The 26,065-nt window shown below is 61.4% G+C and carries 27 protein-coding genes; 10 read left to right on the top strand and 17 right to left on the bottom strand.

From position 1 onward, the window contains the following. Window positions 1-441: 441 nt before the first annotated feature. Complete coding sequence (locus AQS8620_RS15300; protein ID WP_085837881.1) at window positions 442-1,623, bottom strand: tyrosine-type recombinase/integrase; 1,182 nt, start codon at window positions 1,621-1,623, stop codon at window positions 442-444. Between the two features lie 394 nt (window positions 1,624-2,017). Continuing rightward, window positions 2,018-2,644, bottom strand: coding sequence for an HNH endonuclease (locus AQS8620_RS15295; protein WP_143267553.1), 627 nt, complete (start codon window positions 2,642-2,644; stop codon window positions 2,018-2,020). 1,097 nt (window positions 2,645-3,741) lie between these two features. On the opposite strand from AQS8620_RS15295, the gene AQS8620_RS15290 reads away from it, so the two are divergent. Next, window positions 3,742-4,698 carry a D-2-hydroxyacid dehydrogenase family protein gene (locus tag AQS8620_RS15290; RefSeq protein ID WP_085837879.1) on the top strand — a complete coding sequence of 319 codons (957 nt, stop codon included), beginning with the start codon at window positions 3,742-3,744 and terminating at the stop codon, window positions 4,696-4,698. Here AQS8620_RS15290 and trpS read toward each other — a convergent pair whose 3' ends face one another. From trpS to AQS8620_RS15260, 6 genes are all read right to left on the bottom strand, one after another. Next, window positions 4,699-5,751, bottom strand: coding sequence for a tryptophan--tRNA ligase (gene trpS, locus AQS8620_RS15285; protein WP_085837878.1), 1,053 nt, complete (start codon window positions 5,749-5,751; stop codon window positions 4,699-4,701). It abuts the gene before it with no gap. A 211-nt stretch (window positions 5,752-5,962) separates the two neighbouring features. Further along, on the bottom strand, window positions 5,963-7,246 hold the full coding sequence (locus AQS8620_RS15280) for an Nramp family divalent metal transporter (protein ID WP_085837877.1): 1,284 nt from the start codon (window positions 7,244-7,246) through the stop codon (window positions 5,963-5,965). A 220-nt stretch (window positions 7,247-7,466) separates the two neighbouring features. Continuing rightward, window positions 7,467-8,762: a TRAP transporter large permease gene (locus AQS8620_RS15275; RefSeq protein WP_085837876.1), complete on the bottom strand. Its 1,296-nt coding sequence runs from the start codon at window positions 8,760-8,762 to the stop codon at window positions 7,467-7,469. Further along, entirely contained in the window at window positions 8,755-9,276 is a 522-nt protein-coding gene (locus AQS8620_RS15270; RefSeq protein ID WP_085837875.1) for a TRAP transporter small permease, read from the bottom strand. The genes AQS8620_RS15275 and AQS8620_RS15270 overlap by 8 nt, the downstream gene beginning before the upstream one ends. Before the next feature lie 63 nt (window positions 9,277-9,339). Continuing rightward, window positions 9,340-10,323 (bottom strand): TRAP transporter substrate-binding protein DctP, encoded by a 984-nt coding sequence (gene dctP, locus AQS8620_RS15265; protein WP_085837874.1) that lies wholly within the window; start codon window positions 10,321-10,323, stop codon window positions 9,340-9,342. Window positions 10,324-10,388: 65 nt separating this feature from the next. Next, window positions 10,389-11,258: a shikimate dehydrogenase gene (locus tag AQS8620_RS15260; protein WP_085837873.1), complete on the bottom strand. Its 870-nt coding sequence runs from the start codon at window positions 11,256-11,258 to the stop codon at window positions 10,389-10,391. A 308-nt stretch (window positions 11,259-11,566) separates the two neighbouring features. Here AQS8620_RS15260 and AQS8620_RS15255 point away from each other — a divergent pair, with 308 nt between their 5' ends. Beyond that, a complete protein-coding gene (locus AQS8620_RS15255) occupies window positions 11,567-13,216 on the top strand; it encodes an alpha/beta hydrolase fold domain-containing protein (RefSeq protein ID WP_370737897.1) in 1,650 nt (549 codons plus the stop codon). Between the two features lie 61 nt (window positions 13,217-13,277). Here AQS8620_RS15255 and AQS8620_RS15250 read toward each other — a convergent pair whose 3' ends face one another. Genes AQS8620_RS15250 through AQS8620_RS15235 form a run of 4 tightly spaced genes read right to left on the bottom strand, consistent with a single transcriptional unit; the run spans window position 13,278 to window position 15,252 of the window. Then, window positions 13,278-13,781: a DUF3237 domain-containing protein gene (locus AQS8620_RS15250; RefSeq protein ID WP_085837871.1), complete on the bottom strand. Its 504-nt coding sequence runs from the start codon at window positions 13,779-13,781 to the stop codon at window positions 13,278-13,280. Window positions 13,782-13,802: 21 nt separating this feature from the next. After that, window positions 13,803-14,375 (bottom strand): pyridoxamine 5'-phosphate oxidase family protein, encoded by a 573-nt coding sequence (locus AQS8620_RS15245; RefSeq protein WP_085837870.1) that lies wholly within the window; start codon window positions 14,373-14,375, stop codon window positions 13,803-13,805. Beyond that, window positions 14,368-14,910, bottom strand: coding sequence for a flavin reductase family protein (locus tag AQS8620_RS15240; RefSeq protein ID WP_085837869.1), 543 nt, complete (start codon window positions 14,908-14,910; stop codon window positions 14,368-14,370). The genes AQS8620_RS15245 and AQS8620_RS15240 overlap by 8 nt, the downstream gene beginning before the upstream one ends. Window positions 14,911-14,943: 33 nt before the next feature. Then, the gene (locus AQS8620_RS15235) at window positions 14,944-15,252 is read right to left on the bottom strand and encodes an ArsR/SmtB family transcription factor (protein WP_234990514.1); all 309 of its coding nucleotides are present in this window, start codon (window positions 15,250-15,252) and stop codon (window positions 14,944-14,946) included. Window positions 15,253-15,542: 290 nt separating this feature from the next. Between AQS8620_RS15235 and AQS8620_RS16935 the strand changes: the two genes are divergently transcribed. After that, window positions 15,543-15,998 (top strand): thiosulfate oxidation carrier protein SoxY, encoded by a 456-nt coding sequence (locus AQS8620_RS16935; protein ID WP_159453264.1) that lies wholly within the window; start codon window positions 15,543-15,545, stop codon window positions 15,996-15,998. A gap of 38 nt (window positions 15,999-16,036) precedes the next feature. After that, window positions 16,037-16,450, top strand: coding sequence for a thiosulfate oxidation carrier complex protein SoxZ (locus AQS8620_RS15225; protein ID WP_159453263.1), 414 nt, complete (start codon window positions 16,037-16,039; stop codon window positions 16,448-16,450). Window positions 16,451-16,459: 9 nt separating this feature from the next. On the opposite strand, the gene AQS8620_RS15220 is transcribed toward AQS8620_RS15225, so the two are convergent. The 3 genes from AQS8620_RS15220 to AQS8620_RS15210 form a co-directional block, all read right to left on the bottom strand. Continuing rightward, window positions 16,460-16,834, bottom strand: coding sequence for an MliC family protein (locus tag AQS8620_RS15220; protein ID WP_085837866.1), 375 nt, complete (start codon window positions 16,832-16,834; stop codon window positions 16,460-16,462). Between the two features lie 142 nt (window positions 16,835-16,976). After that, the gene (locus tag AQS8620_RS15215) at window positions 16,977-17,372 is read right to left on the bottom strand and encodes a cell division protein ZapA (RefSeq protein ID WP_085837865.1); all 396 of its coding nucleotides are present in this window, start codon (window positions 17,370-17,372) and stop codon (window positions 16,977-16,979) included. Then, window positions 17,365-17,970 carry a hypothetical protein gene (locus tag AQS8620_RS15210; RefSeq protein WP_085837864.1) on the bottom strand — a complete coding sequence of 202 codons (606 nt, stop codon included), beginning with the start codon at window positions 17,968-17,970 and terminating at the stop codon, window positions 17,365-17,367. The genes AQS8620_RS15215 and AQS8620_RS15210 overlap by 8 nt, the downstream gene beginning before the upstream one ends. A 351-nt stretch (window positions 17,971-18,321) precedes the next feature. Here AQS8620_RS15210 and tkt point away from each other — a divergent pair, with 351 nt between their 5' ends. The 6 genes from tkt to AQS8620_RS15185 all read left to right on the top strand — a co-directional run bounded on the left by tkt (window position 18,322) and on the right by AQS8620_RS15185 (window position 24,966). Continuing rightward, complete coding sequence (gene tkt, locus AQS8620_RS15205; RefSeq protein ID WP_085837863.1) at window positions 18,322-20,343, top strand: transketolase; 2,022 nt, start codon at window positions 18,322-18,324, stop codon at window positions 20,341-20,343. Window positions 20,344-20,419: 76 nt separating this feature from the next. After that, complete coding sequence (locus AQS8620_RS15200; protein ID WP_085837862.1) at window positions 20,420-21,526, top strand: hypothetical protein; 1,107 nt, start codon at window positions 20,420-20,422, stop codon at window positions 21,524-21,526. Window positions 21,527-21,675: 149 nt separating this feature from the next. Next, complete coding sequence (gene gap, locus AQS8620_RS15195; protein ID WP_085837861.1) at window positions 21,676-22,680, top strand: type I glyceraldehyde-3-phosphate dehydrogenase; 1,005 nt, start codon at window positions 21,676-21,678, stop codon at window positions 22,678-22,680. Between the two features lie 196 nt (window positions 22,681-22,876). Then, window positions 22,877-23,020, top strand: a complete 144-nt coding sequence (locus AQS8620_RS17165; RefSeq protein ID WP_200809642.1) for a hypothetical protein — start codon at window positions 22,877-22,879, stop codon at window positions 23,018-23,020. Window positions 23,021-23,154: 134 nt separating this feature from the next. Continuing rightward, a complete protein-coding gene (gene gap / locus AQS8620_RS15190) occupies window positions 23,155-24,156 on the top strand; it encodes a type I glyceraldehyde-3-phosphate dehydrogenase (protein ID WP_085837860.1) in 1,002 nt (333 codons plus the stop codon). 186 nt (window positions 24,157-24,342) lie between these two features. Next, complete coding sequence (locus AQS8620_RS15185; RefSeq protein ID WP_085837859.1) at window positions 24,343-24,966, top strand: MarC family protein; 624 nt, start codon at window positions 24,343-24,345, stop codon at window positions 24,964-24,966. On the opposite strand, the gene coaD is transcribed toward AQS8620_RS15185, so the two are convergent. Both coaD and AQS8620_RS15175 read right to left on the bottom strand, forming a co-directional pair. After that, window positions 24,967-25,464: a pantetheine-phosphate adenylyltransferase gene (coaD, locus tag AQS8620_RS15180; protein ID WP_085837858.1), complete on the bottom strand. Its 498-nt coding sequence runs from the start codon at window positions 25,462-25,464 to the stop codon at window positions 24,967-24,969. Window positions 25,465-25,610: 146 nt separating this feature from the next. After that, entirely contained in the window at window positions 25,611-26,057 is a 447-nt protein-coding gene (locus AQS8620_RS15175) for a CBS domain-containing protein (protein ID WP_085837857.1), read from the bottom strand. Between the last annotated feature and the right edge of the window lie 8 nt (window positions 26,058-26,065).

Here is a 26,065-nt window from a genome sequence, read left to right as displayed (position 1 = left end):
ACAATGGCTCTGGACTTACAACAACGACCGCCCCAACATGGGCATCGGCGGCATCACACCCGCAATGAAACTGGCAATGGCCGCGTAAGTTCTACGGATGCACCCCGTTAAAAATGGGGGGATTACCAAGGCTTCCCATTCTTCCGAAAAACCCCAAGAACATTTCGACGCTGTAACCATCTGATTTCTCTGCGATCTCGCGGACTTTACCCACCCTTTCGTTCCAAAAATTACCCTCATGTATTGACAAAATTGCTTCGAGCCTTCGCAGGCTGCAGATGAAACTTTCAACTTCAGGGTGGAGCGATTTGTTTTCCATGACTGAGAAAATCTCATGCGGAAACCGAGGAAGCAAGACGTATCGGCATGGTATGTCGGGCTCACTGCCAGATTTCTAATGGGTCAGTGAGGAGGCACACGTCTCTCCGTTAGTGAAGGGTCTCACACCACAAAATCTCCCCAAGCCTGCATCATCGGGGCGCGGCGCTCGAGCTGGTCGGTTCTGTGATAGGCGGCTTCCGTAGCGTTGTGGATGGTGTGGGCGAGGGCGCGGGGGTAGTTGTTTTCGGAGGCCCAATCGCGAAAACTCGAGCGAAAGCCATGCGCCGTGGCGGTGCGCCCGTCGCTGTCGCTTTCAATTTTGGCATCCCTCAAGAGCTTGGTGAGGGTCATGTCGCTGAGGGGTTTGCGACCGTTACTGGAAAAGACCCAAACGCCGCCGAGGCTCAGCTCGGCACGCCGCCCCAAGATTTCCAAAGCCTGCGCGCTCAGCGGCACACGGTGTATCTGCTGGGCCTTCATCCGCGCTGCGGGCACGGTCCAAATGCCCCCCTCCAGATCGAACTCGTCCCACTGCGCGCCGCGTACCTCGCCCGAGCGGGCGGCGGTAAGGATGAGAAACAACAGCGCATCGCGTCCGGCGCTGGGCCGTGTGGGGGCAAAGAGTTGTTCTGCGACCGCCGGCAGCTGCCGCCACGGCACGGCAGGGTGGTGGGTGACGCGGTCGCGCTTGCCGCGCTGTTTTGGCAAGAGGGCATCGACGGCTGAGACGGGGTTCATTTGAGCGAAACGGTGCGCGATGCACCAGGTCATCACACGGTCGCAACGCTGTTTCACGCGACCAGCCGTCTCAGATTTTTCAAGCCAGATCGGGCGCAGCAGTTGCGCGAAATCGGCAGGATATAGCGTGTCGACCTGTCGGTTCCCGATGGCGGGAAACACGTATGTTTCGAGCGTCGTGATCCATTGTGCGCTGTGTTTTGCATTGCGATAGCCCGGCGCGAGGGTCGCGTGGACGCGCCGCGCGGCTTCCTCAAATGTCGGGGTCTGAAGTGTCGAGGCTGCGGCCAGTTTCGCGAGGTCGCGCTGGGCGATCGGATCAATCCCGTTTGCGATTTGTGCACGGGCTTCGCTGGCGATTTGACGGGCACGGGCCAGACCGGTTTCAGGGTAGGTGCCCAACCCCATATCGCGCCGCTTGCCCGTCGCAGGAGACACGAAGCGCAGGGTGAACTTTCCGTTTCCCGCCCGAGCGCTGGGATGCAGATAGAGACCAGGCACGCCGCCCACCGCGAGCGGCTTGTCGCCCGCCTTAAGTTTGCGCGCCTTTGCGTCGGAAATCATAGCTTATCCCTCGAATTCCAGACCCACGTCTGGCCCCACATCCAGCCCCACATTTAGGATGAGATGGGACGAGGCGACATGCAACGGGAAAGAGCAGAAGTAGGCTTAAGATATTAAGTATATGAGGTATTTTTAAGTAACTTGCGGCAATAAGCTTCAGGATGCGCCAAGTAAAAGGCAGACACCGCTTCCGCCACTTGCATTTCAATGAACTGACCGGATCGCGTTGTGCCCGTGTTTCGCTGGTTCCGGGTTGTCTCAAAGCAGACGGAGACGCGACACGAGCGGCGTGGTCGTTGGTATGCTTGAGAGCTTTGCGCGGCGTCTCTGGTGCTGAAGCACATTATGCCCGTCGCTCAGGAACAGGTCCGGCGCCCCGCCTTTCCCGGAAAGGCTACTCCGTGCCGTCGGGTTTGCCGGTCAGAACGGTGTTGATGATGGCGACATAACGGTCCGCGAGGTTGCGAACGTCCTGGTGCGCGAGTTCGATGATGGTCCGCAGCTGAGCGTGGTCTCCGATTGGTTCGTAGCCGTGCGAGGTCATGTGTGCCTCAATGGTCGCGACCCTGACCGGGTCGTCGGCCAGGAACTCGCGAAAATCCCTCTCTGCCTTTCGAGCATTGCAGGCACGACAGCTGGGGACCAGATTTCCAAGCCGATGCTCGCCGAGGGCTTGTTTATTGATGGGCACGACGTGATCCATGACCAAGTCACCTTCGGCGCCGCAATAGGCGCAAGCGCGACCGAATGCGTCCACCACCGCCTGCCATTGCAGCGCGTTGAACTGCTCGTCGCCGAGGCGGCTCAGAATGTTTCGGACCAGATAATTCTGTGCGTTTCCGATGGCGTTTCCCTTGTAACGCCCTCGCGCAGGGCGGATCGAAACGTCCGGCGGCAAAGCATCAGATGTCGCTGTTTCAGACTGAAAGTCTGCGGGGATCCCTTTTCCGGCCAAGTAGCGTAGCAAAAGGGGAAGGCTCTTGCTGGTCGGAGGATTGAACCATTGGCTCGTCACGCGCACGGGGACACCATGAACCACATACTCGCGCGTCCAATACCTGACCCGATCAGCTGCCCCTATCTGGGCCACCCGACGGCAAAACGGATAATTGATATCAAAGGTTTCCTTGAATTATCGCGGGTCTTGCAGGTGCGCGAATTCTTCAGGCTCGGTCTCTTCGCAATATTTGAAGATTGCCGGAAGGCTGCTTTGGACAATTCGACCTATCTTCATGAACCCCCCGCGATGCTTTGCAACGGAAACATAACCGCGAGGCTATTTGTTGACGACCATCATTTTTCGCCGAGGTTGAGTTCCACCACCGAAATGCCCGCTCAGTCTTCTGTAATCTTGAGAAACGGTGCACCTACGTTCGGCCGGTCGAGCCGCACATGGGCGGCTTGAGGCTCAGCTCTTTGTCATAGAGCTTCCTTTCGAGTGACAGCCGGGGTCGCGCGACAACGAATGGGTAGAAAGAAAATTTATTTAAGTCAGTATGTTGATGGTATCTGCGCGTTGCGGGTGAGTCCCGTTGAACGGTCGGCGCAGCGGCGCGTTTCAAGCCAGGGCCATGTTAGATCACGCAATTTCCGTCAGAATATCCTAAGATCCGTAATCCTGCCGGAGATCCTTCAGGGGGCACAGGAGACGGCCCAGTTGGAAGCGCACAGGCTCCGCCACTTACCGCTGCACAGCAGTGACACCGTCGTGACGGGCAAGGATTTTCGTCGCTTCTCCAAAGGCTTTGTGAAAACGCGCGAACCGGCGGGGCGGGGGGCGATTTGGGGCTTGGACTTGTCCGCGGCCTCGCGGTGCGCAACGCGCGTTGGCGGATCCGTTTCATCCGCGATACCGTCATGATGGCCGGGGGGGGCATCTGCTGTGCGACCACATATTCGGTGCTGTCGTGGGGAAAGATTTGATCCGGTGAGACAGAGCTGCGTAGATGTCCCCATTTGACCATCTTGGCGGGGCGGGGTTGGATTTGATGCATTTGATAAACCGCAAAAAGCCAGCCACAAGCCGCGAGACGACGGTGCCGGCATTTTCAAGGCGTTCCCGGACCCCGCCTCGGTAAACCGTCCCATACCGCGCCCACAGCCGCAGGAGAGAAGCCCATGCAAATTCACATTCTTGACGACACCAGCGACACGCTGCGCAGCTTGCCGTCTTTTGCGAAACTCGCGGGGCATGACGTGACGGTTTGGACCGACACGCTGCACGATGAAGACGCGCTTGCTGCGCGGCTGCAGGCGGCGCAGGGGCTGGTGCTGTTTCGCGAACGCACGCAGATCACTGACAGCCTGCTGGCCCGTCTGCCCAATCTTCGGCTGATTTCGGGGCGCGGCGCGTGGCCGCATGTGGATGTGGCGGCCTGTCGCAGGCGTGGCATCACCTTTTGTTCGCTTAAATCCGACGCGGCACCCAACCATTCGGCGGCGGAACTGACCTGGGCGCTGGTGATGGCGGCGATGCGTGATTTGCCTGCCCAGATGGCCGCGCTCAAAGCGGGGCGCTGGCAGGCGGGGGTGGGCCGTGGTTTGCGCGGGCGCTGCATCGGATTGTACGGCGGCGGGCGGATTGCGGGGCTGGTTGCAGGCTATGCGCGGGCCTTCGGGATGGATGTGATCTGGTGGGGGTCCGAGACGACGCGCGCGCGTCTGCGGGCGCTGGGCGAAACCGTGCCCGAGAGCCGCGCTGCGTTTTTCGGCGGGGCGGATGTGATTTCGGTGCATGTGCGGCTGGTGGCGGACACGCGCGGCTGTATCACGGGCGATGATTTTGCGGCGATGCGCGCGGGGGCGGTGTTCGTGAATACCGCGCGCGCCGGGCTGGTGGAACGCGGCGCGCTGCTGGCGGGGCTTGAGCGGGGAAAACCCGCCTGCGCTGCGCTGGATGTGTTCGACGTCGAACCCCTGACGGACCCCCACGATGCGCTGCTCAGCCACCCCAATGTCATCGCCACGCCGCATATCGGTTTTGTGACGCAGGACGAATTCGATCTGCAATTTGGTGATATCTATGACCAGATCACCGCCTTTGTGGCGGGTGATCCGATCAATGTCGTCACGTGATTACAGCCGGAACAACCCCAACGCGCGGGTGACCTCTTCCAGCGTGTCGGCGGTAACTTCGCGCGCGCGCTCGGTTCCTTCGCGCACCAGGCCGAGCACGTGATCGGGATGGGCGGCAAAGTCGGCGCGGCGCGCGCGGATCGGCGCGAGCAACTCTTGCAAAATGGCCTCAAGGCGCTTTTTCAGCGCGCCATCGCCAAGGCCGCCGCGCCGATAGTGGTCCTTGAGGTCGGCGACCATCTCGGTGTCGGGATCGAAGGCGTCGAGATAGGTGAACACCACGTTGCCCTCGACGCGGCCTGCATCCGTGATCCGCAGGTGCTCGGGGTCGGTGTACATGGCGCGCACGGCGGCGCGGATGTCGTCGGGACTTGCCGAGAGCGATAGGGCGTTGCCCCCCGATTTGCTCATTTTGGCGCGCCCGTCCACACCGGGCAAGCGGCCTGTGGCGGGAATCAGGGCGCTGGCTTCGCGCAGCACAGGGCGGCCCGCCAAAGCGTTGATCCGGCGCACGATTTCGTTGGTTTGCTCGATCATAGGCGCTTGGTCTGCCCCGACGGGGACAACCGTTGCACCAAAAGCGGTGATGTCGGCGGCTTGCGCAGCAGGGTAGCACAAAAACCCGGCCGGAATGTCGCGCCCAAAGCCGCGCGCGCGGATTTCCTCTTTGATTGTCGGGTTGCGCTCAAGCCGTGCGACGGTGACGAAATTGAGGTAAAGCATCGACAGTTCCGCAAGCGCGGGCAGGTGGCTTTGCAGGCAAATCGTGCTCTTGGCCGGATCAATGCCCACAGCCAGATAATCCAGCGCCACCTCGATCACGTTGCGGCGCACTTTGGCGATATCCTGGGCGTTGTCGGTCAGGGCCTGGGCATCCGCGAGCAGCAGAAACTGGTCGTGGCTGTCTTGCAGCGCCACGCGGGATTTGAGCGATCCTGCGTAATGGCCCAGATGCAGCGGGCCGGTGGTGCGATCGCCCGTAAGGATCACGGGCTTGGCAGCTGCGGGCGCATCATCGGCGGGGCGGGCGAGGGTTCGGGGTGAAAAATCCATGGGGCAATCCTGTCATTTGGGATGAAAGGCGCGCCGCAAGGGATTGAACCGAAAATAAAAAAGGCCGCTCCATGCGGCGGCCTCGGGGTATAACTCTCGAAAGCGCGCCGTTTCTAGGCGCGCCACCAGTTTTGGAAAAAGAGGTGGGTCAATCGGGTCATGGGCCGAACGCTAGGGCCGCGCGCCGCGCGCGTCAATGCCGATTTGTGCCTCATAGCCCCAGCGCGTCCCATAACAGCACGAAGTTCAAGGACAAGACGAGCGTTGCCCCAAGCAGGGCCAATCCGCGCAACACAGGCCCGATGCGAAAGGCCCCCATCACATCGCGGCGCGAGGAAAACAGGATCAAGGCGACCATGGGCACGGGCAGGGCAATGGACAGCACAACCTGCGAGTAGACCAGCGCCTGGGTCGGATTCACGCCCATGCCGACCACAACGAAGGCGGGAGCCATGGTCACGACACGGCGCAGCCAGATCGGCAAGCGGATGTGAATAAAGCCCTGCATGATCATTTGTCCCGCCATTGTCCCGACCACCGAGGAGGACACGCCCGAGGCGATGAGCGACAGCAAGAATACCCCCGCCGCCGCGCCGCCAAGCAGGGGCGTGAGCGTGTGATAGGCGGTTTCGATCTCGGCGACTTCGGCGTGGCCGTCGTGAAAGGCGGAAGCGGCCATCATCACCATGGCGATGTTGATCATCCCCGCGACCGAGAGGGCGGCAATGACTTCGATGTTCGAAAACTGCAAGACCCTGCGCCGTTCGGCGTCATTTTTCACGGCCGCGCGGTGCTGGGTGAGGCCAGAGTGCAAGTAGATGGCATGGGGCATCACGGTCGCGCCGATGATGCCGACGGCAATCGTCAGCGCCGCCGTGTCGCCAAGTTCGGGGGTGATCATTCCCAGACCCGCCGCGCCCCAATCGACGGGGGCGATCAGGACTTCGGCCAGATAGCACAGGCCGATCACGCCCACGAGCGCCCCGATCACCAGCTCCATGGGGCGAAATCCGCGCCCTTCGATCAGCAACAGCGCATAGGTGACCACCGCCGTGACCCCCATGCCCGCCATCAGCGGCAAGCCAAAGAGCAGGGATAGCCCGATCGCGCCGCCCAGGAATTCCGCCAGATCGGTGGCCATGGCCGCCACCTCGCTGACCGCCCACATCACCCAGACGACGGGGCGGGGGAAATGCATGCGGCACAGCTGCGTCAGGTTATAGCCGGTGACGATGCCAAGGCGCGCCGAGAGCGCCTGGAACAGCATGGCGATCAGGTTTGCCCCAAGCACCACCCAAAGCAGCGTGTAGCCATAGCCCGCCCCCGCCTGGATATTCGTCGCGTAGTTGCCCGGGTCCATATAGGCCACCGAGGCCACGACCGCAGGTCCAGCAAAGACCAGCAGCGCGCGCGGGCCTTTGAGCGTGCCATCCAGCACCGCCGACATGGCAGACTGCGCGCGGCTGGAAAGGGAGGCGGAGGAGGAAATAGACATCAAGGCGACCTTGTGGGGCAAAACAACAGGCAGACACTGGCAGAAAACAAGGGCGGCCCTTGGCAGGGGATGTAGCGGTCGGGCACGCGCTGTCAATGTGGCCTCCCGCCTGTAAAAAGACGCCGCCCCATGACGGGAGCGGCGTCTTTGTCTCTGACCGTGCACGCCCTTTGGGGGGAGAGGTCCGTCGGGGCGCGCGGGGAGAGGTGGCCAGAGAGTTTTAGCCCTGATAGCCGATGAGACGCGGCAAGAAGAGCACGAAGTCCGGCACGTAGGTGATGATGCCCAGAGCGACCAGCAGGGCGATCAGGAAGGGCATGAGGTCGCGGATGATACGGCCCATCGGCTCTTTGGTGATCGAGGCCACGATGAAGAGCAGCAGACCGTAGGGCGGGGTGATCAGACCGATCATCGCGTTGACCACGACCACAACACCGAAATGGACCATGTCGATCCCAAGCGCCTGCGCGGTGGGGATGAAAATCGGCACGATGATCAGCAGGATCGCACCGGATTCCAGAATGCAGCCCAGCACGAGGAACAGCACGTTGATCATCAGCAAAAAGCCTGCGGGCGACAGGTCATACTGGCCGACAAAGGCCGAGATCGAGTCGGGCACGTTTTCGCGCGTGACAACGTATTGAAAGGCCAGAGCGCCCGCGATCAGGATGCCCACGGTCGCGGTGGAGCGCGCCGAGCCAAGCAATGTCGCATAGAACTGGCGCAGGCTTACCGAGCGGTAGAGCACCACAGAGATCGCCAGCGCGTAAAAGGCAGCAACGGCAGCGGCTTCGGTCGGGGTCATCACGCCCGAATAGATGCCCCCCAACAGGATCACCGGCAGCAACAGCGCAGGGATTGCCTGAAAGGTGATCGCAGGGATTTCACGGATCGCAATGGAGGTGTCGGTTTCAAAATTGCGACGATGCGCGATGATCGAGTTCATCAACATCAAAACCACGCCCATCAACAGCCCCGGCGCCATGCCTGCCGCAAAGAGGTAGCCGACCGATTGGTCCGAAACGAGCGCATAAAGCACCATCGGGATCGAGGGGGGGATGATCGGGCCGATGGTGGCCGAGGCGGCGGTGATCGCTGCGGCGTAGGATTTGGTGTATTTGCCGTCCTTGGTCATCATGTTGATGATGATTTTGCCCATGCCGACGGCATCCGCGACCGCTGAGCCGGACATGCCCGAAAAGATCAGCGAGGAGACAACGTTGACATGGCCCAGACCGCCTTTGAAACGGCCAACGACGGCTTGGGAGAACCGCAGCAACTTGTCCGCCAGCGAGCCGATATTCATGATGTCGGCGGCAAGGATGAACAGCGGAATGGCCAGCAGCGTGTAGCTGTTGAACAGCCCCTGCAGCATGGTTTCCGCCGCAATCGACGGGTCGAAGCCCTTGAGGATCAGATACACAGAGGCGCCGCAGACCATGGCAAGCCCCATGGACAGACCGCCAAAGGCGAGGAAGGCGATCAGGACGATCGTAATGGTAAACGGATCAGTCATAATCGTGGGTTCCTGCCGAAGTGGGCGTGTCAAAGGCAGGGCCGGAGCCGCGAATGCCGATGTAAACGGTGTAAAGCGAGCGAATGATGACCGAGAGGGCAAAGGGGATGTAGATCGCGAAAACCCAGTCAAAGGGGATTTTCATATAGGCGGTTTTCTCGATCGACATGAACTGCACAAAGCCGATGACGGCGGGCAGGGTGTAGAGAAAAATCCCCGCGCAGATCAGGCCGGTGATCACATCCAGCGCGCGGCGTGCGGGGCTGGGCAAGGCAGCATAGATGATATCAAGGCGGATCACATCGCTTTCGTGCACCACGAAGGCATAGCCGAACAGAATGCCGAACAGCCAGGCAATCGCCACGAATTCCACGGTCCAGCCCAGCGGCAGGTCCAGCAGATAGCGAAAGACGATCTGGATCAAAAAGCTTAGAAAAAGCGCGCCAAGTACCAGCGCAAGTATGTTTTCAGCCCGGCGTTGCAGCCAGCCGGCAATGGTCTTGATGCGGTCCATTTCGCCCCTCCCACAGGAAAAAGAAGGGCCCGGCACCTCTGATGCCGAACCCCGGATTGACGCTTAGAGCGCGCTGATTTTGTCCAGAAGACCTTCGGGCCAGTCTTTGGAGAAATCGGAGTCCATGTACTGTTGCAGCACGTGGTTGCGGAAGGCTTCCTTGTTGGGTTCGTAGACCTTGAGGCCTTCGTCTTCCATGAAGGTCACCAGTTCGGCTTCCTGTTCGATGGTCATCGCATCCAGTTCGGCTTCGAAGTCGTCTGCGCAGGCCTGAACGCTGGTCTGTTGCGCCTCGTCCAGCGAGTCCCATTTGGACTGCGAAATCGCAAAGATGTTGTTTGCGATCAGGTGGCCGGTCAGCACGATCTGGTCCGTCACTTCGTAGAACTTCATGGATTTATCGGCGGGAAGCGGGTTGTCCTGGCCGTCAATCGCACCGGTTTGAAGGGCGGTGTAGACTTCGGTAAAGGCCATCGGTGTGGGGTTCGCGCCAAGGGCCGTGCCGACGAATTGCCAGCCTTCACCACCGGGCATCCGCAGCTTCACGCCGGCGAGGTCCTCGGGGGTCTGGACATCCTTGTCGCCTTTGATGTTGACGTGACGGGTGCCGATGTAGGGCCACGACAGGATCTTGATCTTCGTTGCGTCTTCGATGTCGCCGATCAGACCGTCCAGCACGTCGGAATTGTACACCGCGCGCATGTGATCGTAGTCGCGAAACAGATAGGCCGTGCCAAGGATCGACGCGGCGGGCACCTGGTTGTAGAAGTCAAAGATGGCGAGGTTTGCCATGTCGAGGTTGCCGCGCTGCATGGCGGTCAGTTCGGTGCCTTGCTTGAACAGGGTTGCACCGTGATAGGGCTGGAAGGTCAGGCTTTCGGCCAGGCAGTCGCCAAAGGCCGTTTTGATCAGCTCGGAGCGCGGGTCCGCGTCTGCGACCGTGTCGGAATAGATCAGTTCCGCGGCGTCCTGTGCAAAGGCTGTGCCTGCGGAAACGGTCAGGCTCAGCACGGCGGCTGCACCCATCAAAGTGCTCTTGAAGGTCATTCGCGTTATCCTCCCTAGGTTGCGAATTTTACCGGGTTTTGCCGGATTTTGGTGGGGCGGCGGCGTCAGAAGCTGTCAAACACCGCCTGCATGCGCGCCGGATCAGCGGCGCGTCCCGAAAACAGTTCAAAGGCCCGAACGGCTTGGAACAAGGCCATGCCGGAGCCGGGCAGGGTCGCACAGCCAAGGCTGCGGCCCAGCGCCAGAAATTCGGTTTCCAGCGGAAAATAGACCACATCCGCGATCCAGTGATCGGGGCGGACGGCCGCGCGGGGCAGGGGCAGGCCGGGAAGTTTGGCCATGCCCACGGGGGATGCGTTCACGATGCCCTGCGCCTCTGCGGCGGCGGCTTCGGGATCAAGCGCCTGGGACGCGCGCTCTGCGCCCAGACGGGCGGTCAGATCGCTGACCAGGGCCTGCGCGGTGTCGGGGGAGACATCAAAGACGCGCAGATGTTGCACGCCTTCGTCGAGCAAGGCATTGGCGACTGCGCCGCCCGCACCGCCCGCGCCAAGCAGCAAAACCGTCTCGCGCGCGGCATCGGGCAGACCGCGTTTGAAGCTTTCGGCAAAGCCCGAATAGTCGGTGTTATGCCCGAACCGCTTGCCATCGCGAAACAGCACGGTGTTGACCGCGCCGACCGCTTTGGCCGCATCCGAAATCACGTCGAGCGAGGCCATGACCTGCCGTTTGTAGGGGTAGGTGACGTTGATACCGCTAAAACCCGCTGCCTCGATCTGGTCGAGCAGCTCGCTGACGGGGGTCGGGTCATTGGCCGTGTCGATCAGCTCGTAGCTGTAATCGAGGCCCTGCGCGCGGCCTTCTTCGCTGTGCATTTTAGGGGTGCGCGATGCGGCGATGCCATGCCCCAAAAGGCCAATGCGAAAGCAGTCCAATTGGCCGCCAGAGGTGCCATGTGTGCGTTGGAACGTCATCGAAAGCTCCTCCCCAGGGTTTCGGTGTTGCACTAAAGGGCCCGTCCGGCCGCACATGGTCTCATGCGGAATTTGGGGCTGTCGAGGTCGGGACCTGTTTTGCAGGTCTTGCGACTCGGCTGTTGAGACTCACAATGTTCCATACGGTTAATTGTGTCAAGCATATGTTCGTTTCGGTTAATTGTGTGCTGGTTTTGCAGCGGCAAGCGCTGGAGGACTTGGCGAAACAGGCAAAACCGTGCTAGGTCTGTGGCTACCGTTGCGAAAGGGAGGTCGGAATGGACAGGGATGAGACGCCAGACGTCGCACTGCCAAAATCATCAAAGCCGGCACAATCTTCTGAGGGCGCAGCGCGCCGCGGATGGAAGCAGGACCCGGAAGCGGTCAAAGCCAATATCCTGAAGGTGGCCTACGAAATTTTTGCCCGAAGTGGCCTGTCCGGCGCGCGAATTGAGGAGATCGCGCATCGTACAGAGACCTCAAAGCGCATGATTTATTACTATTTTGGCGACAAGGACGGTCTGTATCGCGCCGTTTTGGAATCCGCCTATATTGCCATGCGCAAGGGCGAGGACCTTCTGGATCTGGGGGGTGTCCCTCCCGTGGAAGCACTGCGCAGGCTTGCCGAATTCACCTTTGATCACCACCGATCGGCAGAGGATTTCGTGCGTCTGGTGATGATCGAGAACGTGCATGACGGGCGTCACATGTCGATGCTCGACGAAATGGCCGGCCAGAACATTTCAGTCATCAGGCTGCTTGAGGACATCTACCAGCGCGGCTGTGCGGCGGGATTGTTTCGACGCGGCCTCGACGCGGTCGAGCTGCATTGGATGATTTCATCCATGAGCTATTTCAATGTGTCCAATCGGGTTACTTTCTCGCAAATCTTCGGAAATGATCTGTTCAACCCGCTGGGGCAGCAAAAATTACGCCGCCATGTTGGCGATATGATGGTCCGGTTTGTCCTGCGCGATGATGTCTCGCTGGACGCCGGGCTGGCGCGAAGCAATGAGGATATTCGCATGATCAACCCCGATATTTACCGCTTTCTGGAAGTTTGGGACAGCAAATGGGCCAGCCTGCCCAAGGGGGCGAGCGTGCAGGATCGCCGTCTGAAATTCGAAGCGATCGCGCGCGAGATGCGCCTGCCCACGCCCGAGGGGGTGGAAACGGATGGTGAATACTGGATTGAAAGCGACGGTGGGCCCGTGCGCGTGCGGGTTTTTCGGGCCGCAGGCACGGCCGCACAACCCGCGCTGATCTATCTGCATGGCGGCGCATGGATGCAAGGCTCGCCCGAAACCCATTGGGATATCACGGCGCGTATTGCGGGCTGGAACGGGCAGACAGTGATCTCGGTCGACTACGGGCTGGCACCTGAGAACCCCTATCCGACCGCCTTTCAACAGGTGTTTGCGGTGACGCAATGGGCCCATCGCGAAGCGGGCACGCTGAACATCGATCCGGCGAAAATCGCGATTGGCGGCGATAGTGCGGGGGGCAATATTGCGGCGGCTGTGGCATTGAAATGCCGCGAGGAGGGCGTGGCCCTTAGCGCGCAACTGTTGATCTATCCGGCCTGTGATTTCGATCAAACCCGCCCCTCCTACATTGAAAATGCCGATGGTCCCTTGTTGAAGGTGCAGGGCATGGACGGGGTTAACCGCATGTACAGCCCCGACGAGAGCAAGCTGTCGAGCGATCCGTTCGTGGCGCCTTTGGTGGCGGAAAGCCATGCCGATTTGCCGCCAGCCTATGTGGCTGTCGCGCAAAATGATCCGCTGCGTGACAGTGGTGTGGCCTATGCCGATGCGCTGGAGGCGGCGGGCGTGCCGGTGACGCGCGACAGCGGCGAGGGATTGATCCACGGCTATTTGCGGTCGATGGAATATTGTGCGCTCGCCGAAGACAAGCTGCGCGCGATGGCCGCCTGGTTGCGCGAAACGAACGCCTGATCCGGGCGAAGACGACAAGAACGGGCGCGGGAAACCCCGCCCGTTCTTGGACGTTTGGCTGTTAAGTTACTGCAAATACGTCGATTTCTATCACATTGCCCTGGGGGGCAATCGAGCCGACGAACAAAGTGCTGCGCAGCCAGGCATGTGGTCCGTCGCCCACGTCAAACCGCGGCGCACAGCGAAAGTAGAACTCCTCGGGCCGTACTTTTTCACCCGCGCGCAGCCGTGCCAAGACCTCGGCAGAGGAGGCGCGCAGCCCTTCGTTATGGACCAGAATGAGCGTGCCATCCTCGGCCTCGATCGTGTAATCGGCACAAATCTTGCTGGTGCCGTCAGGGGTGATGAGGGGCCAGTCCGAGCCGCCGGGCAAGATGCGCGCGCGCAAGCGCGGACCGGTCACGGTTCCACCGGTGATCGGAATATGCAGACGCTCGCCCAGCGGGCTTTTCCCGCCCGAGCGCGGCGGCGCAATTTCGGCCCGGATGGCAAAGGCAAATTCCAGCGCGGGTGTCGTTGGAGCTGTCGTCTGATCTGTCGTCTGATCTGTCGGGGGGCGTGTCATGCGCGGGGTGACCTTTTGCGGTTAGGGGGCGCACCAAACACCAGAAAACTGGCGGGAGCGTTCGAAAAATGCCCGTCGGTGTTGGGGGTCGCACAGTACGACCGCATCCAGCGTGTCGACGCCAAAGCGCAGCACCGCAAAGCGCGCGGGATCGGGGGTGCGCGCGAAAGCCGCGGGGGTGGCGATGGTCTGGCCGGGGATCGGTTCAACGCCGTAATTGGCGCGGGCAAAGGCCGGCACGGCGTCCCAAGCGGTTTGGGCCTGTGCGCCGGTGATCACGCTGACACGGCCCGTGAGGCGCAATTGCAGGCTGCGGCTTTCGTCCCAAAACGTCAGGCTTGCGCGCGGATCCCGCGCGATTTGCGCAACTTTTGGCGTGGCCGCATCGGTGTGCATCTCGACAATAGCCGTGTCGGCGCGGGCATGGCGCAGCACCAGAATACGCGCCTGTGGCGCTCCCTCTGCGTCCAGGGTCGACAGCACGACGCGGCGGGCCTGTGGCGGCGTTTGCGGCGCAGAGGGGCTGAGGGCGTGCCATGCCTCTTGCCACAGCAGCGCGAGATCGTCGTGCCACAATTCGGGGGCGTTAGTCATCGTCTTTGGCCGCGCTCAGGGCATCACGGCGCGAATACTGGCCCGAAACGAAAAGAAGCGGTTCGCCGGGTTCGTGATGCGCGCGGGTGATGCGACCGATGACAATTGCGTGGTCTCCGGCGTCAACCAGATCGTGCTGGACGCATTCAAACCGTGCAAGGCAGCCTGCGATCAGGGGGACGCCCGCGGGCGAGAGCGCCATGTCCAGACCGTCGAACAGATATCCGTCCCCCGCGAGCTGTCGCGCGATGGGTTCCTGATCGGCGGCAAGCACATGGACCGCGAAGGGCGCGCCTGCGGTGAAGGCGGCGTAGCGGCTGGAAAACTTGCCCGGACACCAGAGCAAAAGCGCCGGATCGAGCGACACGGAGGCAAAGGAATTGACAGTCATGCCAATCGGGCCCTGGGCCGTTGTGGTGGTGACAACGGTGATGCCCGTGGCAAATTGGCCAAAGGCATCGCGCAGATCGCGGCTATGTTCGGGGGCGGGGGTAAAGCCCTGCGCAAGATCGGTGTAGGTCGGCGCGTCAGCCATGGTCTGTCCTTTGTGGTCGCTCTGATTTGGGGACTAGGGGGCGCTTGCGTCTGGGGCGGCGCAAAACTGGTCGTACAGCGTTTCGAGCACGGCTTGAGCGCGCGGATCGGTGAGCGAATAGTAAATCGCCTTGCCCGCGCGGCGGGGCGTGACGATCCCGTCGCTGCGCAGGCGCGCAAGTTGCTGGCTTACGGCGGCTTGGCGCGCGCCGAGCAGATGTTCCAGCGCGGTGACGGTTTTTTCGCCGGTGACAAGGTGGCACAACAATTGCAGCCGCCCCGAATGGCTGAGCGCTTTCAACAGGGCCGCCGCCGCTTGCGCCTGATCGACCATGGTGTCCATCGCGCTCTCGCTGATCTGCTGCGGGCTGAACGGGGCGTCGCGGGGCGCGACTTGGGGCGGCATGTCGGGCGTGGTCGGGCTCACGTCGGGGTCCTCTGGCTGCATTGTGGCCCTCAGCAGTTAGCATGCACAACCGAGCGGCGAAAGAGCGCGACCGGTTTGGCGGGCGGCGCAGGCATCCCGCGTACCAGCGGGGCGACGATCCGGGGGCGGTTGCACCTGCGCGCAGGGAGGTTAAGGTCAAACCACGCGCCAAGGGCGCTATGCGGGCTGTCGCAGGAGAGAATGTTTTGAAGCTGACGCGTCGGGATGTGTTGAGTTTGGGATTCGGAGCCACGGCTGCGATGCTTTTGCCCGCGCGTCCCGCGATGGCGATGGGCGATGCGATTGCGATCTATACCAACGGGGTGGTGCCCCAAGCGGCCTCTGCGGGCAGCCTGCGGTTGGGACTGCCGCAGATCATCGGCGATGCGCGCCGTGTGCCGGTGGTTCTGGAGGCCGTTCAAGCCCGCAGGCTGGCGCTTTTTGCCAAAGGCGCGCCGTCGGTTTTGCTGGCGGATGTGCGCTTTGGACCGCGTGCCGGTGCGCGCCGGTTTGAAACGAGCGTGCGGCTTGGGACGCAAGACACACCGGAGCGGGGCGCAGATGCGGTGCAGGATCTGGTGTTGGTCGCGGAGATCGAGCCGAACCGCTTTGTGCAGCTTGAAACCGCCGTTTCGCTGTCGGGCGGCGGTTATGCGAACTGAGACGGGCGCGCGCAGGAGTACTGACGCGGGGGCGCGTCGTGGCTGAGACCCCGCCAGAACGCCCCGCGCCCGACACAGGCGCCACGGCGCTGCGCGCGCGCCTGAACCGCGGTCCACGCCAGAGCACGCCAAAGGTCACCCTGCCCAAATCGGCCAGGTCGGGCGCCTGCGTGGCGGTGCGCGCGGCGCTGTGTCACCCGATGGAAACGGGGCGTCGAGCGGGGGATGACGGGCAGATCGTGCCGCGCGCCATCATCCATTCATTTTCCTGTCTTTTCAACGGCGAGACCGTGATTGACGTGCGCTTCGAGCCGGGGGTGTCGCCGGATCCCGAGCTTGTGTTCGAGGCGCATATCGACGGGGCGGCGGGCAGTGTCGGCCTGTTCGATTTTGCCTGGCAGGATGACGAGGGCCACAGGTTCAGCGCCCGCGTTCCCATCGACATCCTCTGAAACGCAAGGTCAGGCGGGGTCGGTTTTGCACCGGGCGTAGAGCGTCACGCTTTCACCGATTTCTGCGTCGAACCAGTCAAGCCGTGCGGTGTCGCCTTTGGTCCAGAAATCATAGCCCGAACCGCCGGGAAAGCTGTAGCGCGCGCCGGAGGCCGATTGCGCACGGCTAAGGCTGATGAGGCGCCCCTCGACCAGCACCGCCGCGACATCCCCGGTGAAAACCGCATCTATTTTGACGCCGCGCTCGCAGGTGAAATGCACAGGCGAGGGCGGGGCGATTTGGGCGGGCCCGCTGTCTTGGGCTGCGCTGTCTTGGGCGGCGGCTGCGCTTGCGCTCAGGGCAATCGCGCCAAGGGCGGTGGCAAGCTTGGGAAAAAGAGACATCGGGACCTCCAGGAATGTGCTGTCTTCGCCTCAGATAGGCGGTCAGCGCGCAGGGGCGAGTGGCGCGATCGTCGGGCAGCGAAAAGCCGCCGGTCCCGTGTCGCAAACCGGCGGCTTTTGGCAGATGGTGGCGGCAGGCGCGCTATCCGGCGCTGCGCTCTTCGAGAGAGGCGGCAAGGGCTTCGGCGCGGGCGGCGATTTCGGCAAAGCTGTCGGTGACGCTTTGGGGCACCACGGGCACTTCGACACGGGTCGGCTCGGGGTCGGGGCGGTCGCGCAACTCGGCAATCGTTGCCTCTTGGGCGGCGAGCTTTTTCTCAAGCGATTTCAGCTGTTCGTCCATGCCGGCGGTTTTATCGGCCAGCATCAGCCCTGCCATCAGCAGCATGCGCGCTTCGGGGAGGCGTCCGATGGCCCCCGCCAGAACAGAGGCTTCGCCATCCAGAAGCGCCGCAGCAGATTGCAAGAAGTGCTGTTCGCCCTCCTGACAGGCCACTTCATATTCACGACCGCCGATTGTGACTTGGATCTCAGGCATCGGTGTCCTCCTCGGGCGGCGTTTGGACGGGTAGGGTCTGGTCGGGCAGGGGCTGGGCGGTCAAGGTCTGGGCGGTCAAGGTCTGGGGGGGCAGGGTTGGGGCCGCGTCGCTGACAAAGGGGCGCAATTCGGCCAGAATGGCTTCGATTTCGCTGCTATCGGCGTCGCGGCTGGCCCGCAGGCCGTCCAACTCGCCCAGCATGGACTTGTTGATCAAATGCGCGTCCACAACACCCGTTTCGCAAGCCGCGCGCAATTCGGCGGAATTGGCGCGCAGCTGGTCGTTGACGGCCTTGAGGCGCTGGGCCGAGATATCTTGCGACATCAGTTGTTTGCGCAGGTTCTCTACTTCTTTTTCCAGGGTCGTGACATGCAATTCCTGCCGGTCCTTGATCGCCTTGACGCGGGAGACAAGCTGGGCTTTTTCGGCACGCTCGGCCTCGAGCGTCTCGCGCAGACGGCCCATTTCTTCTTCCATCGCTTCGGTCGAAATGCCGCCTTGCGGGGCGCGCGCGGCCTCAAGAGCTGTGTCCAGCCCGCTGCCGATCCGTTCAAGGGCGGCGTTGATGCGCGCCTCGTATTGCGAAAAATCACTCATGCTGATCGCCCATTTATCTTTCGCCTTCGCTTTCCCGCATGTTGATCTGCGGTGCTCTGCATCCTGTTGCTCGCAGGTCCTGACGGCGCAAACCGGCCGCAGGACCACCTGACAAGCTTTCGGTGTTTAAATCATGCCTCGAATCGAAAGGCTAGCGCAAGGCGCGGGCATGTCCACAGTTCGGCGGTGGATTGGCGTTTTGCGCCAAGCGGCGTTTGATTGCACAGGTTTGATCGCTTTGGGCGGCGTTTGAGCGCCCGAGGCGCCCCATTCGCTTGATCTTCCGCACTCGTTTGCTATCAGAGGCGCAACGAAAAAAGCCATTGCTCTGTTTCAAGAGGAGGAACACCCGTGGATATCGCTACGTTGCGCGAGGCGCACCCTGACCACTGGATGCGCGCCGCTGCCATTCGCACCTTGACGCTGGATGCGGTCGCTGCCGCCAATTCGGGTCACTCCGGTATGCCCATGGGCATGGCCGATGTGGCCACCGTGCTGTTCTCCAAGCACCTCAAATTCGACGCGGCCGCGCCGCTTTGGGCAGATCGCGACCGCTTTATCCTGTCGGCGGGTCACGGCTCGATGCTGATCTACTCGCTTTTGTATCTCACCGGCTACGAGCAGGTGACGCTTGAGCAGATCAAGAACTTCCGCCAGTGGGGCGCGCGCACCGCAGGCCACCCCGAGAACACCCATCTTGACGGTGTCGAGGTGACGACGGGGCCGCTGGGGCAGGGCATTTCCAACTCGGTCGGCTTTGCCATCGCCGAAGAGCACCTGCGGGCGCGGTTCGGCAAGAAACTGCAAGACCACCACACCTATGTCATCGCCGGTGACGGTTGCCTGATGGAGGGCGTCAGCCAGGAGGCCATCGCCCTTGCCGGTCGTCAAAAACTGGGCAAGCTGGTCGTGTTCTGGGATCACAACAGCATCACCATCGACGGCGCTGTGGATATTTCCGACCGTACCGACCAGCCCATGCGGTTCAAGGCGGCAGGCTGGCATGTGCAGGAAATCGACGGTCACGATCCGGTCGCGATTGACGAAGCGATCGAAGCGGCGAAGAAATCGTCCAAGCCGTCGATGATTGCCTGCAAAACCCATATCGCGATCGGCTCGCCCGCGCAGGATACCTCCAAAGGTCACGGTGCCATTACGGCGGCTGACGCAATTGCGTCGACCAAAGACGCCTATGGCTGGACCTCCCCCGCCTTTGAAATCCCCGCCGACATCAAATCGTGGTGGGAAGAGGTCGGCGCGAAAGGCCGCAAGGAGCGCGTCGAGTGGGAAGCCCGCCTCGAAGAGCAATCCGCCCAGCGTCAGGCCGAATTCGCCCGCACCTTTGCAGGCGAAGCCCCCAAAAAGCTGTCCTCGGTGATCCGCGCGCTCAAAAAGCAGGTCTCCGAAGGCCAGCCCAAGGTTGCCACCCGTAAATCGTCCGAAATGGTGCTGGAAGTCGTCAACCCCGTGCTGCCCGAAACCATCGGCGGTTCGGCGGATCTTACGGGCTCGAACAACACTCTGACGGCAGATCTGGGCACGTTTGACATCGAAAACCGCAAAGGCCGCTATGTCTACTACGGCATCCGCGAGCACGGTATGGCGGCGGCGATGAACGGCATGGCGCTGCACGGCGGCGTGCGCCCCTACGGCGGCACGTTCTTTTGCTTTACCGATTACGCGCGCCCTGCGATGCGTTTGTCGGCGCTGATGGAACAGCCGGTGGTCTATGTGATGACCCACGACTCCATCGGTCTGGGCGAAGATGGCCCGACCCACCAGCCGGTCGAGCATCTGGCGATCTGCCGCGCGACCCCCAACACGCTGACTTTCCGTCCCTGCGATACGGTCGAAACCGCTGAAGCGTGGGAAATCGCGCTGACGCAATCGGGCACGCCTTCGGTCATGGCGCTCTCGCGTCAGAACCTGCCGACGCTGCGCACCGAACATAAGACCAAGAACCTCGTGTCGATGGGCGCTTATGTGTTGGCCGAAGCCGAGGGCAAGCGTCAGGCGATCCTGATTGCCACCGGATCGGAAGTCGAGATTGCGATGAAAGCGCGCGACATTTTGCAAGCCGACGGGATAGGCACGCGCGTTGTGTCCATGCCCTCGATGGAACTGTTTGCAGAGCAGGACGATGCCTATCGTCGCCGCATCCTGCCGCCGGGTCCGGTGCGGGTCGCGGTCGAAGCGGGCGTGCGCGCGGGCGGTTGGGATCGCTGGCTTCTGGGCGAGCGGGGCCGCGAGGCCAAGCAAGCCTTTGTCGGCATGAGCGGCTTTGGGGCCTCGGCGCCGGCCTCCGAACTGTACGAACAGTTCGGCATCACGGCTGAAAACGTGGCTGCGCAAGCCAAAGCATTGATTGGCTAAGCTTTTCGACGTTACATCTCAGGCGAGCGGGCATGTCTGTGTCCGCTCGTTTTTTTATGGCCGCAAGGGTGTTTAGATGACCGCAACATTGGCGTTTCCCGATATTTCTGGCGTGCGACTGTCGCAAGACAGTGCGATTTTGCGCGACTTTCCGCTGGCGGCGGGCAAGCGGACGGCCAAATACGAGGCCGCCTTTGACCGGCACACGCTGATTTACGATGCGTTTCGCCTTGGCGAGAGCAAAATCGTGCGGCTGCTGTGCCCTCGGTTGTTGAACCTGCGCGACGACCTGCGCGCGGGGCTTGGGGTCGGGGGCAAAGCGGCGCGTATTCGCCAACACCGCCGGTCCCTGCGCTATGAGGTGATTGATGTGGTCTGTCCGCAGGGCAAGGCGTTGACATTGGATATGGCGGATCAGCATTTTGAGGTCGCCGTCCACGAGAGCACCAGCCCCTTGTTTTTGGGTCAGAATGTCGGCTTTCACATGTCCAAGGACACGCCGCCGGACTGGATCGTGGATTGGGCGCGCTATCATGTGTCTGCGCATGGGATGGAGGGCTATCTGCTGTTTGACAACGGGACGACGGCCTTTGATATGGCAGCTCTTGGGGCGCGGTTGCGCGACGAGACGGGGTTGAAATCCGTGGCCATCGTGTCCTGTCCGTTTCCCTACGGCGACAAGGCGGGGGGGAAGTTTGTTGTCCCCTCCAAATTCCTGCAAGTCAGCATGATGCAACTGGCGCGCTGGCGGTTTTTTGCCCGGGCCAAAGGTGTTCTGGCCGTTGATATCGACGAGATGGTTGCGCCTGTGTCCGGATCGAACATTTACGAGGCTGCGGCGGCATCGCGCTTTGGTCTGGCCAAGCTGGAGGGGCATTGGGCGTATCCTGCGGTGGCGCAAACCGCCCAGCCTCAGGCTGCGCACAGCCGGACGGTGGCAGGTGAGAAACCCTGCCCGCCGAAATGGTGTCTGACGCGTGGCGCGCTGGCGGACCGGTTCGAATGGTCGGTGCACCGCCCCTCTGGCCCGCTGTTTCCCTTCGCACAGGTTTCAGGGCAGTTCTGGCATTGTCGCGCCAATACCACCGGCTGGAAAGCGGCGCGTTCGGCGATTCCCGAGGCCGCCAAAGAAGACGCGAAACTCGTGGCAGCCTTTCAAAGCCACCTAAAGGCGTCTTCATAAAGGTTAAGATTGCGCTAACATGGCATGTTTACGCTAACATGTTGGCGCTAAACGACTTTCTGACCTCCGTTCCCCCGCGTATACCAGCGCCAACGGATATGACGCGCCAAAGCCAGTCCTTTGGGCGCGCGAGAACGGAGAAAGATCGCATGACCATCACTTTGGGGATCAACGGGTTTGGCCGCATCGGACGTTGCACCTTGGCCCATATTGCCGAGAGCGCTCGCAACGATGTGCAGGTCGTGCGGATCAACGCCACCGGCCCGATTGAAACCAATGCACATCTGTTGAAATACGATTCCGTGCACGGGCGTTTTGGCGGCACCGTCAAGGTTTCGGGCAACACGATGGATATCGGACGCGGCCCGATGGATGTCATGTCGACCTACAATCCCGAAGAGTTGGACTGGTCTGGTGTGGACGTTGTTCTGGAATGTTCGGGAAAGTTCAATGATGGCGGGAAATCCGCAATCCACCTTGAGCGCGGGGCAAAGAAAGTGCTGATTTCCGCCCCTGCAACCAACGTCGACAAGACGATTGTGTACGGTGTGAACCACCGCTCGCTTCTGGCGGATGATCGTCTGGTGTCCAACGGATCCTGCACCACCAATTGCCTTGCGCCGCTCGCCAAGGTGCTGAACGACACCATCGGCATCGAGCGCGGCATCATGACCACCATTCACAGCTACACGGGTGATCAGCCGACGCTGGACCGCCGCCACTCGGACCTTTACCGCGCCCGCGCAGCGGCGATGGCGATGATCCCGACCTCGACGGGCGCGGCAAAGGCGCTGGGCGAGGTGCTGCCGGAGCTGGCCGGAAAACTGGATGGCACCTCGATTCGCGTGCCGACCCCCAATGTGTCTTGCGTTGATCTGACCTTTGAAGCGGGACGCGATGTGACGGTGAACGACGTGAACGAAATCGTCCGCGAAGCCGCGATGGGCCATATGGGCGCTGTGTTGTCCTATGATCCCGAGGCCAAAGTTTCCATTGATTTCAACCACACCACTGCGTCCTGCACCTTCGCGCCCGAGCAAACCAAAGTGGTGGGCGGGCGCACGGTGCGCGTGCTGGCCTGGTATGACAACGAATGGGGCTTTTCGAGCCGCATGGCCGATGTCGCCGCCGCGATGGGGCGCTTGCTGCACTAAGGCGGCTTTTGATCGGATTTTGGAACGGGACGGGGCGTGCACAAGGCGGTGTACGCCCTTTTTCGCCTTTGGCCCGCGATCTTGCCTGCCGGTTCGGGCCGGCGTTCATACCGGATTTCACGCCAGTTGCGGGTTCCCTTTTGCAAGCGGTTTTGCGACAGTCGCGCGAGCATTTCGCAACCGCAGGCCAGATCCTATGACAGACCGCATCGCAATCGGACTGGGCATCCTTCTTATTCTATTGTTGTTTCTCGACGGGGTGTTCAACCACTGGGCCGCGACCCTGTTCATGGCGCGCCGCTTTACGGATGTCTTGTGGTGGGTGGCCTTCTGGCGCTAGGCGATTTTGCGCATATCCGGCAGTCCGACATGGCAAACTTTGGTTGACCTTTTCGCACAGATCGCCATGTTAGCGTTAACGGAAGTGGCTGCATCTGGCAGGCACCGCATAATTCTGTCCTAGGAGGATCTGACATGGCCGTGAAAGTCGCAATTAACGGGTTTGGTCGCATCGGTCGCAACGTGCTGCGCGCCATCGTTGAATCGGGCCGCACCGATATCGAAGTGGTGGCCATCAACGATCTGGGCCCCGTCGCCACCAACGCCCATCTGCTGCAATACGACTCGGTGCATGGTCGCTTTCCGCAAAAAGTGGCGCACACAGAGACCACCATCGACGTTGGACGTGGTCCGATCGAAGTGACAGCGATCCGCAACCCCGCAGAATTGCCCTGGGGCCACATCGACATCGTGCTCGAATGCACCGGCATCTTCACCGATAAAGACAAGGCGTCGATCCACCTTGAAAACGGCGCGAGCCGCGTTCTGGTCTCGGCTCCCTCGAAAGGCGCTGATAAAACAATCGTTTACGGTGTGAACCACGACGTTCTGACCAAAGACGACATTATCGTGTCCAACGCCTCCTGCACCACCAACTGCCTCTCGCCCGTTGCCAAAGTGCTCAACGACAGCATCGGCATCGTCAAAGGCTTTATGACGACGATCCACAGCTACACCGGCGACCAGCCGACGCTGGACACGATGCACAAGGACCTCTACCGCGCGCGCGCGGCGGCCCTGTCGATGATCCCGACCTCCACCGGCGCGGCCAAGGCCGTGGGTCTGGTGCTGCCCGAGTTGAACGGCAAGCTCGACGGTGTCGCGATCCGCGTTCCCACGCCGAATGTTTCGGTCGTCGATCTCACCTTTGAAGCGGCGCGCGAAACCACTGTCGAAGAAATCCAGAACGCGATCCGCGCGGCAGCTGACGGCCCGCTCAAAGGCGTTCTGGGCTACACCGACGCGCCGCTCGTGTCCTCGGATTTCAACCACGACAGCCATTCTTCGGTCTTTCACATGGATCAGACCAAAGTCATGGAGGGCACGATGGTGCGTATCCTGAGCTGGTATGACAACGAATGGGGCTTTTCCAACCGCATGGCCGACACGGCTGTTGCGATGGGCAAACTGCTCTAAGCGCCAGATATTTCTGACGATTGAAACACCCCGCTCCTGCGGGGTGTTTTTTTATGCCCGCCTTGTTCTGCTGCCAAAAGCGCTTATGTCGCAATCATCTGCGGTGCGCCGCTGAGTTCCCCGATAGCTCGTCGATTTGCGCCACTTTGGGGCGTTGAAAGACCCCAAACCCTAAACAGGTGCCGCGTGCCGACACTCTCTACGATTTTACAGGAATTCATCACGCTTTGGGTCGTCATCGACCCGATCGGAACGCTGCCCGTGTTTTTGGCGGTGACCGCAGGCATGGGGGGGCTGGCGCGAAAACGGGTCGCGGTGCGCGCAGTCCTGACCGCCTTTGTGGTGCTCATGTTTTTTCTGGTCGCAGGGCAGGTGGTGCTGGAAGCCCTGGGCCTTGGCTTGCCAAGCTTCCAGATCGCGGGGGGCATCGTGCTGTTCCTCTTCGCGCTGACGATGATCTTTGGCGATGGCAAACCAGCGCGCGAGATGGAGGAAGAGGGGGCCATTGGCGCGGCATCGGTCTATCCGCTGGCGATTCCCTCGATTGCCTCACCGGGGGCGATGTTGTCGGTGGTTCTGTTGACCGACAACGACCGCTTTTCAATGGCGCATCAGGCGATGACTTCGGCGGTGATGGCCGTGGTTTTGGGCATCACCTTGGTGATCCTGCTGCTCGCAGGGCCGATCCTGCGGTTGATCGGCGCCTCGGGCGCCGCGATTGTCAGCCGGATCATGGGCATCATCCTTGCGGCCGTGGCGGTGGATGCGGTGCTGCGCGGGCTTGTGGCGTTTTTCACCACGCTGGGATGATCAGCCCGCGGCAAGCTTGGCGTGCAGCCGGCTTTCGACCTCGGGGGTGACGAATTTCGACACATCCCCGTCGAGGCGTGCGATTTCCTTGACCAGTTTCGAGGCGATGGCCTGATGGCGGGCTTCTGCCATGAGGAAAACGGTCTCGACAGTGCTGTCTAGCGCACGGTTCATGCCAACCATTTGATATTCATACTCGAAATCCGCAACGGCGCGCAGCCCGCGAATGATGATCGACGCATTCACATCGCGTGCACAGTGGATCAGAAGATTGTCGAACGGGTGGACGAGGATGTCACAGCCCGTTGCGGCGGAAATATGTTTGGCTTCGGCTTCGAGCATCTGCACGCGCTCGTCGAGTGAAAACAGCGGACCTTTGCCACTGTTGACAGCAACGCCAATCACCAGACGATCCACCAGCGCACAGGCGCGCCGGATGATATCGAGGTGTCCCAAAGTGACGGGGTCGAAAGTCCCCGGATATAGTCCGATCCGCATGTCAGCCTCCCTGCTTGAGGCCACGCAACAATATTGCGCCCGAAGATGCAAGGCAGAACCGGCGTTCTGGGCTGTCATTTGGTCGAAGATCTCTCAGGTCGCTGTATCCTGCGTCCAGGCGCGCACCCGAGAGGTCCCCCGGGGCGTTAATGCCCCATGATCATGCCTTCGAGGGCATCTTTTTCCATCGAAAGCTGGCTCAGGCGCGCTTTGACCACATCGCCGATGGACACGAGGCCAACCATCTCTTCGCCGATCATCACGGGCATGTGGCGAAAGCGGCCTTCGGACATTTTTTCCAGCACATCGAGCGCGCTCATGTCGGGGGTGCAGGATTTGAGCTTGCTGGTCATGAGATCCTTGACCTGACGCGCAAGCACCGTGGCCCCTTCGCGGCCCAGTTCGCGCACGATATCGCGCTCGGACAGGATGCCCAGCGGATGGGTGCCGTCCTCGGAGACGATCACCGCCCCGATGCGGCGCGCCGACAACAGTTCGGCTGCATCTGCGATAGTCATGTCGGGGCGGACGGTAAAGACCGCTTCCGTTTCGGTGCCTTCGGACTTCGCACTCAGAATCTGGCTGACGATCATCGCTTTTC

It is taken from the genome of Aquimixticola soesokkakensis (genome assembly GCF_900172375.1).
GTDB lineage: Bacteria > Pseudomonadota > Alphaproteobacteria > Rhodobacterales > Rhodobacteraceae > Aquimixticola > Aquimixticola soesokkakensis.
Note: the sequence above shows the minus strand (reverse complement) of the source record. Positions and strands in the feature narration are given on the sequence as shown.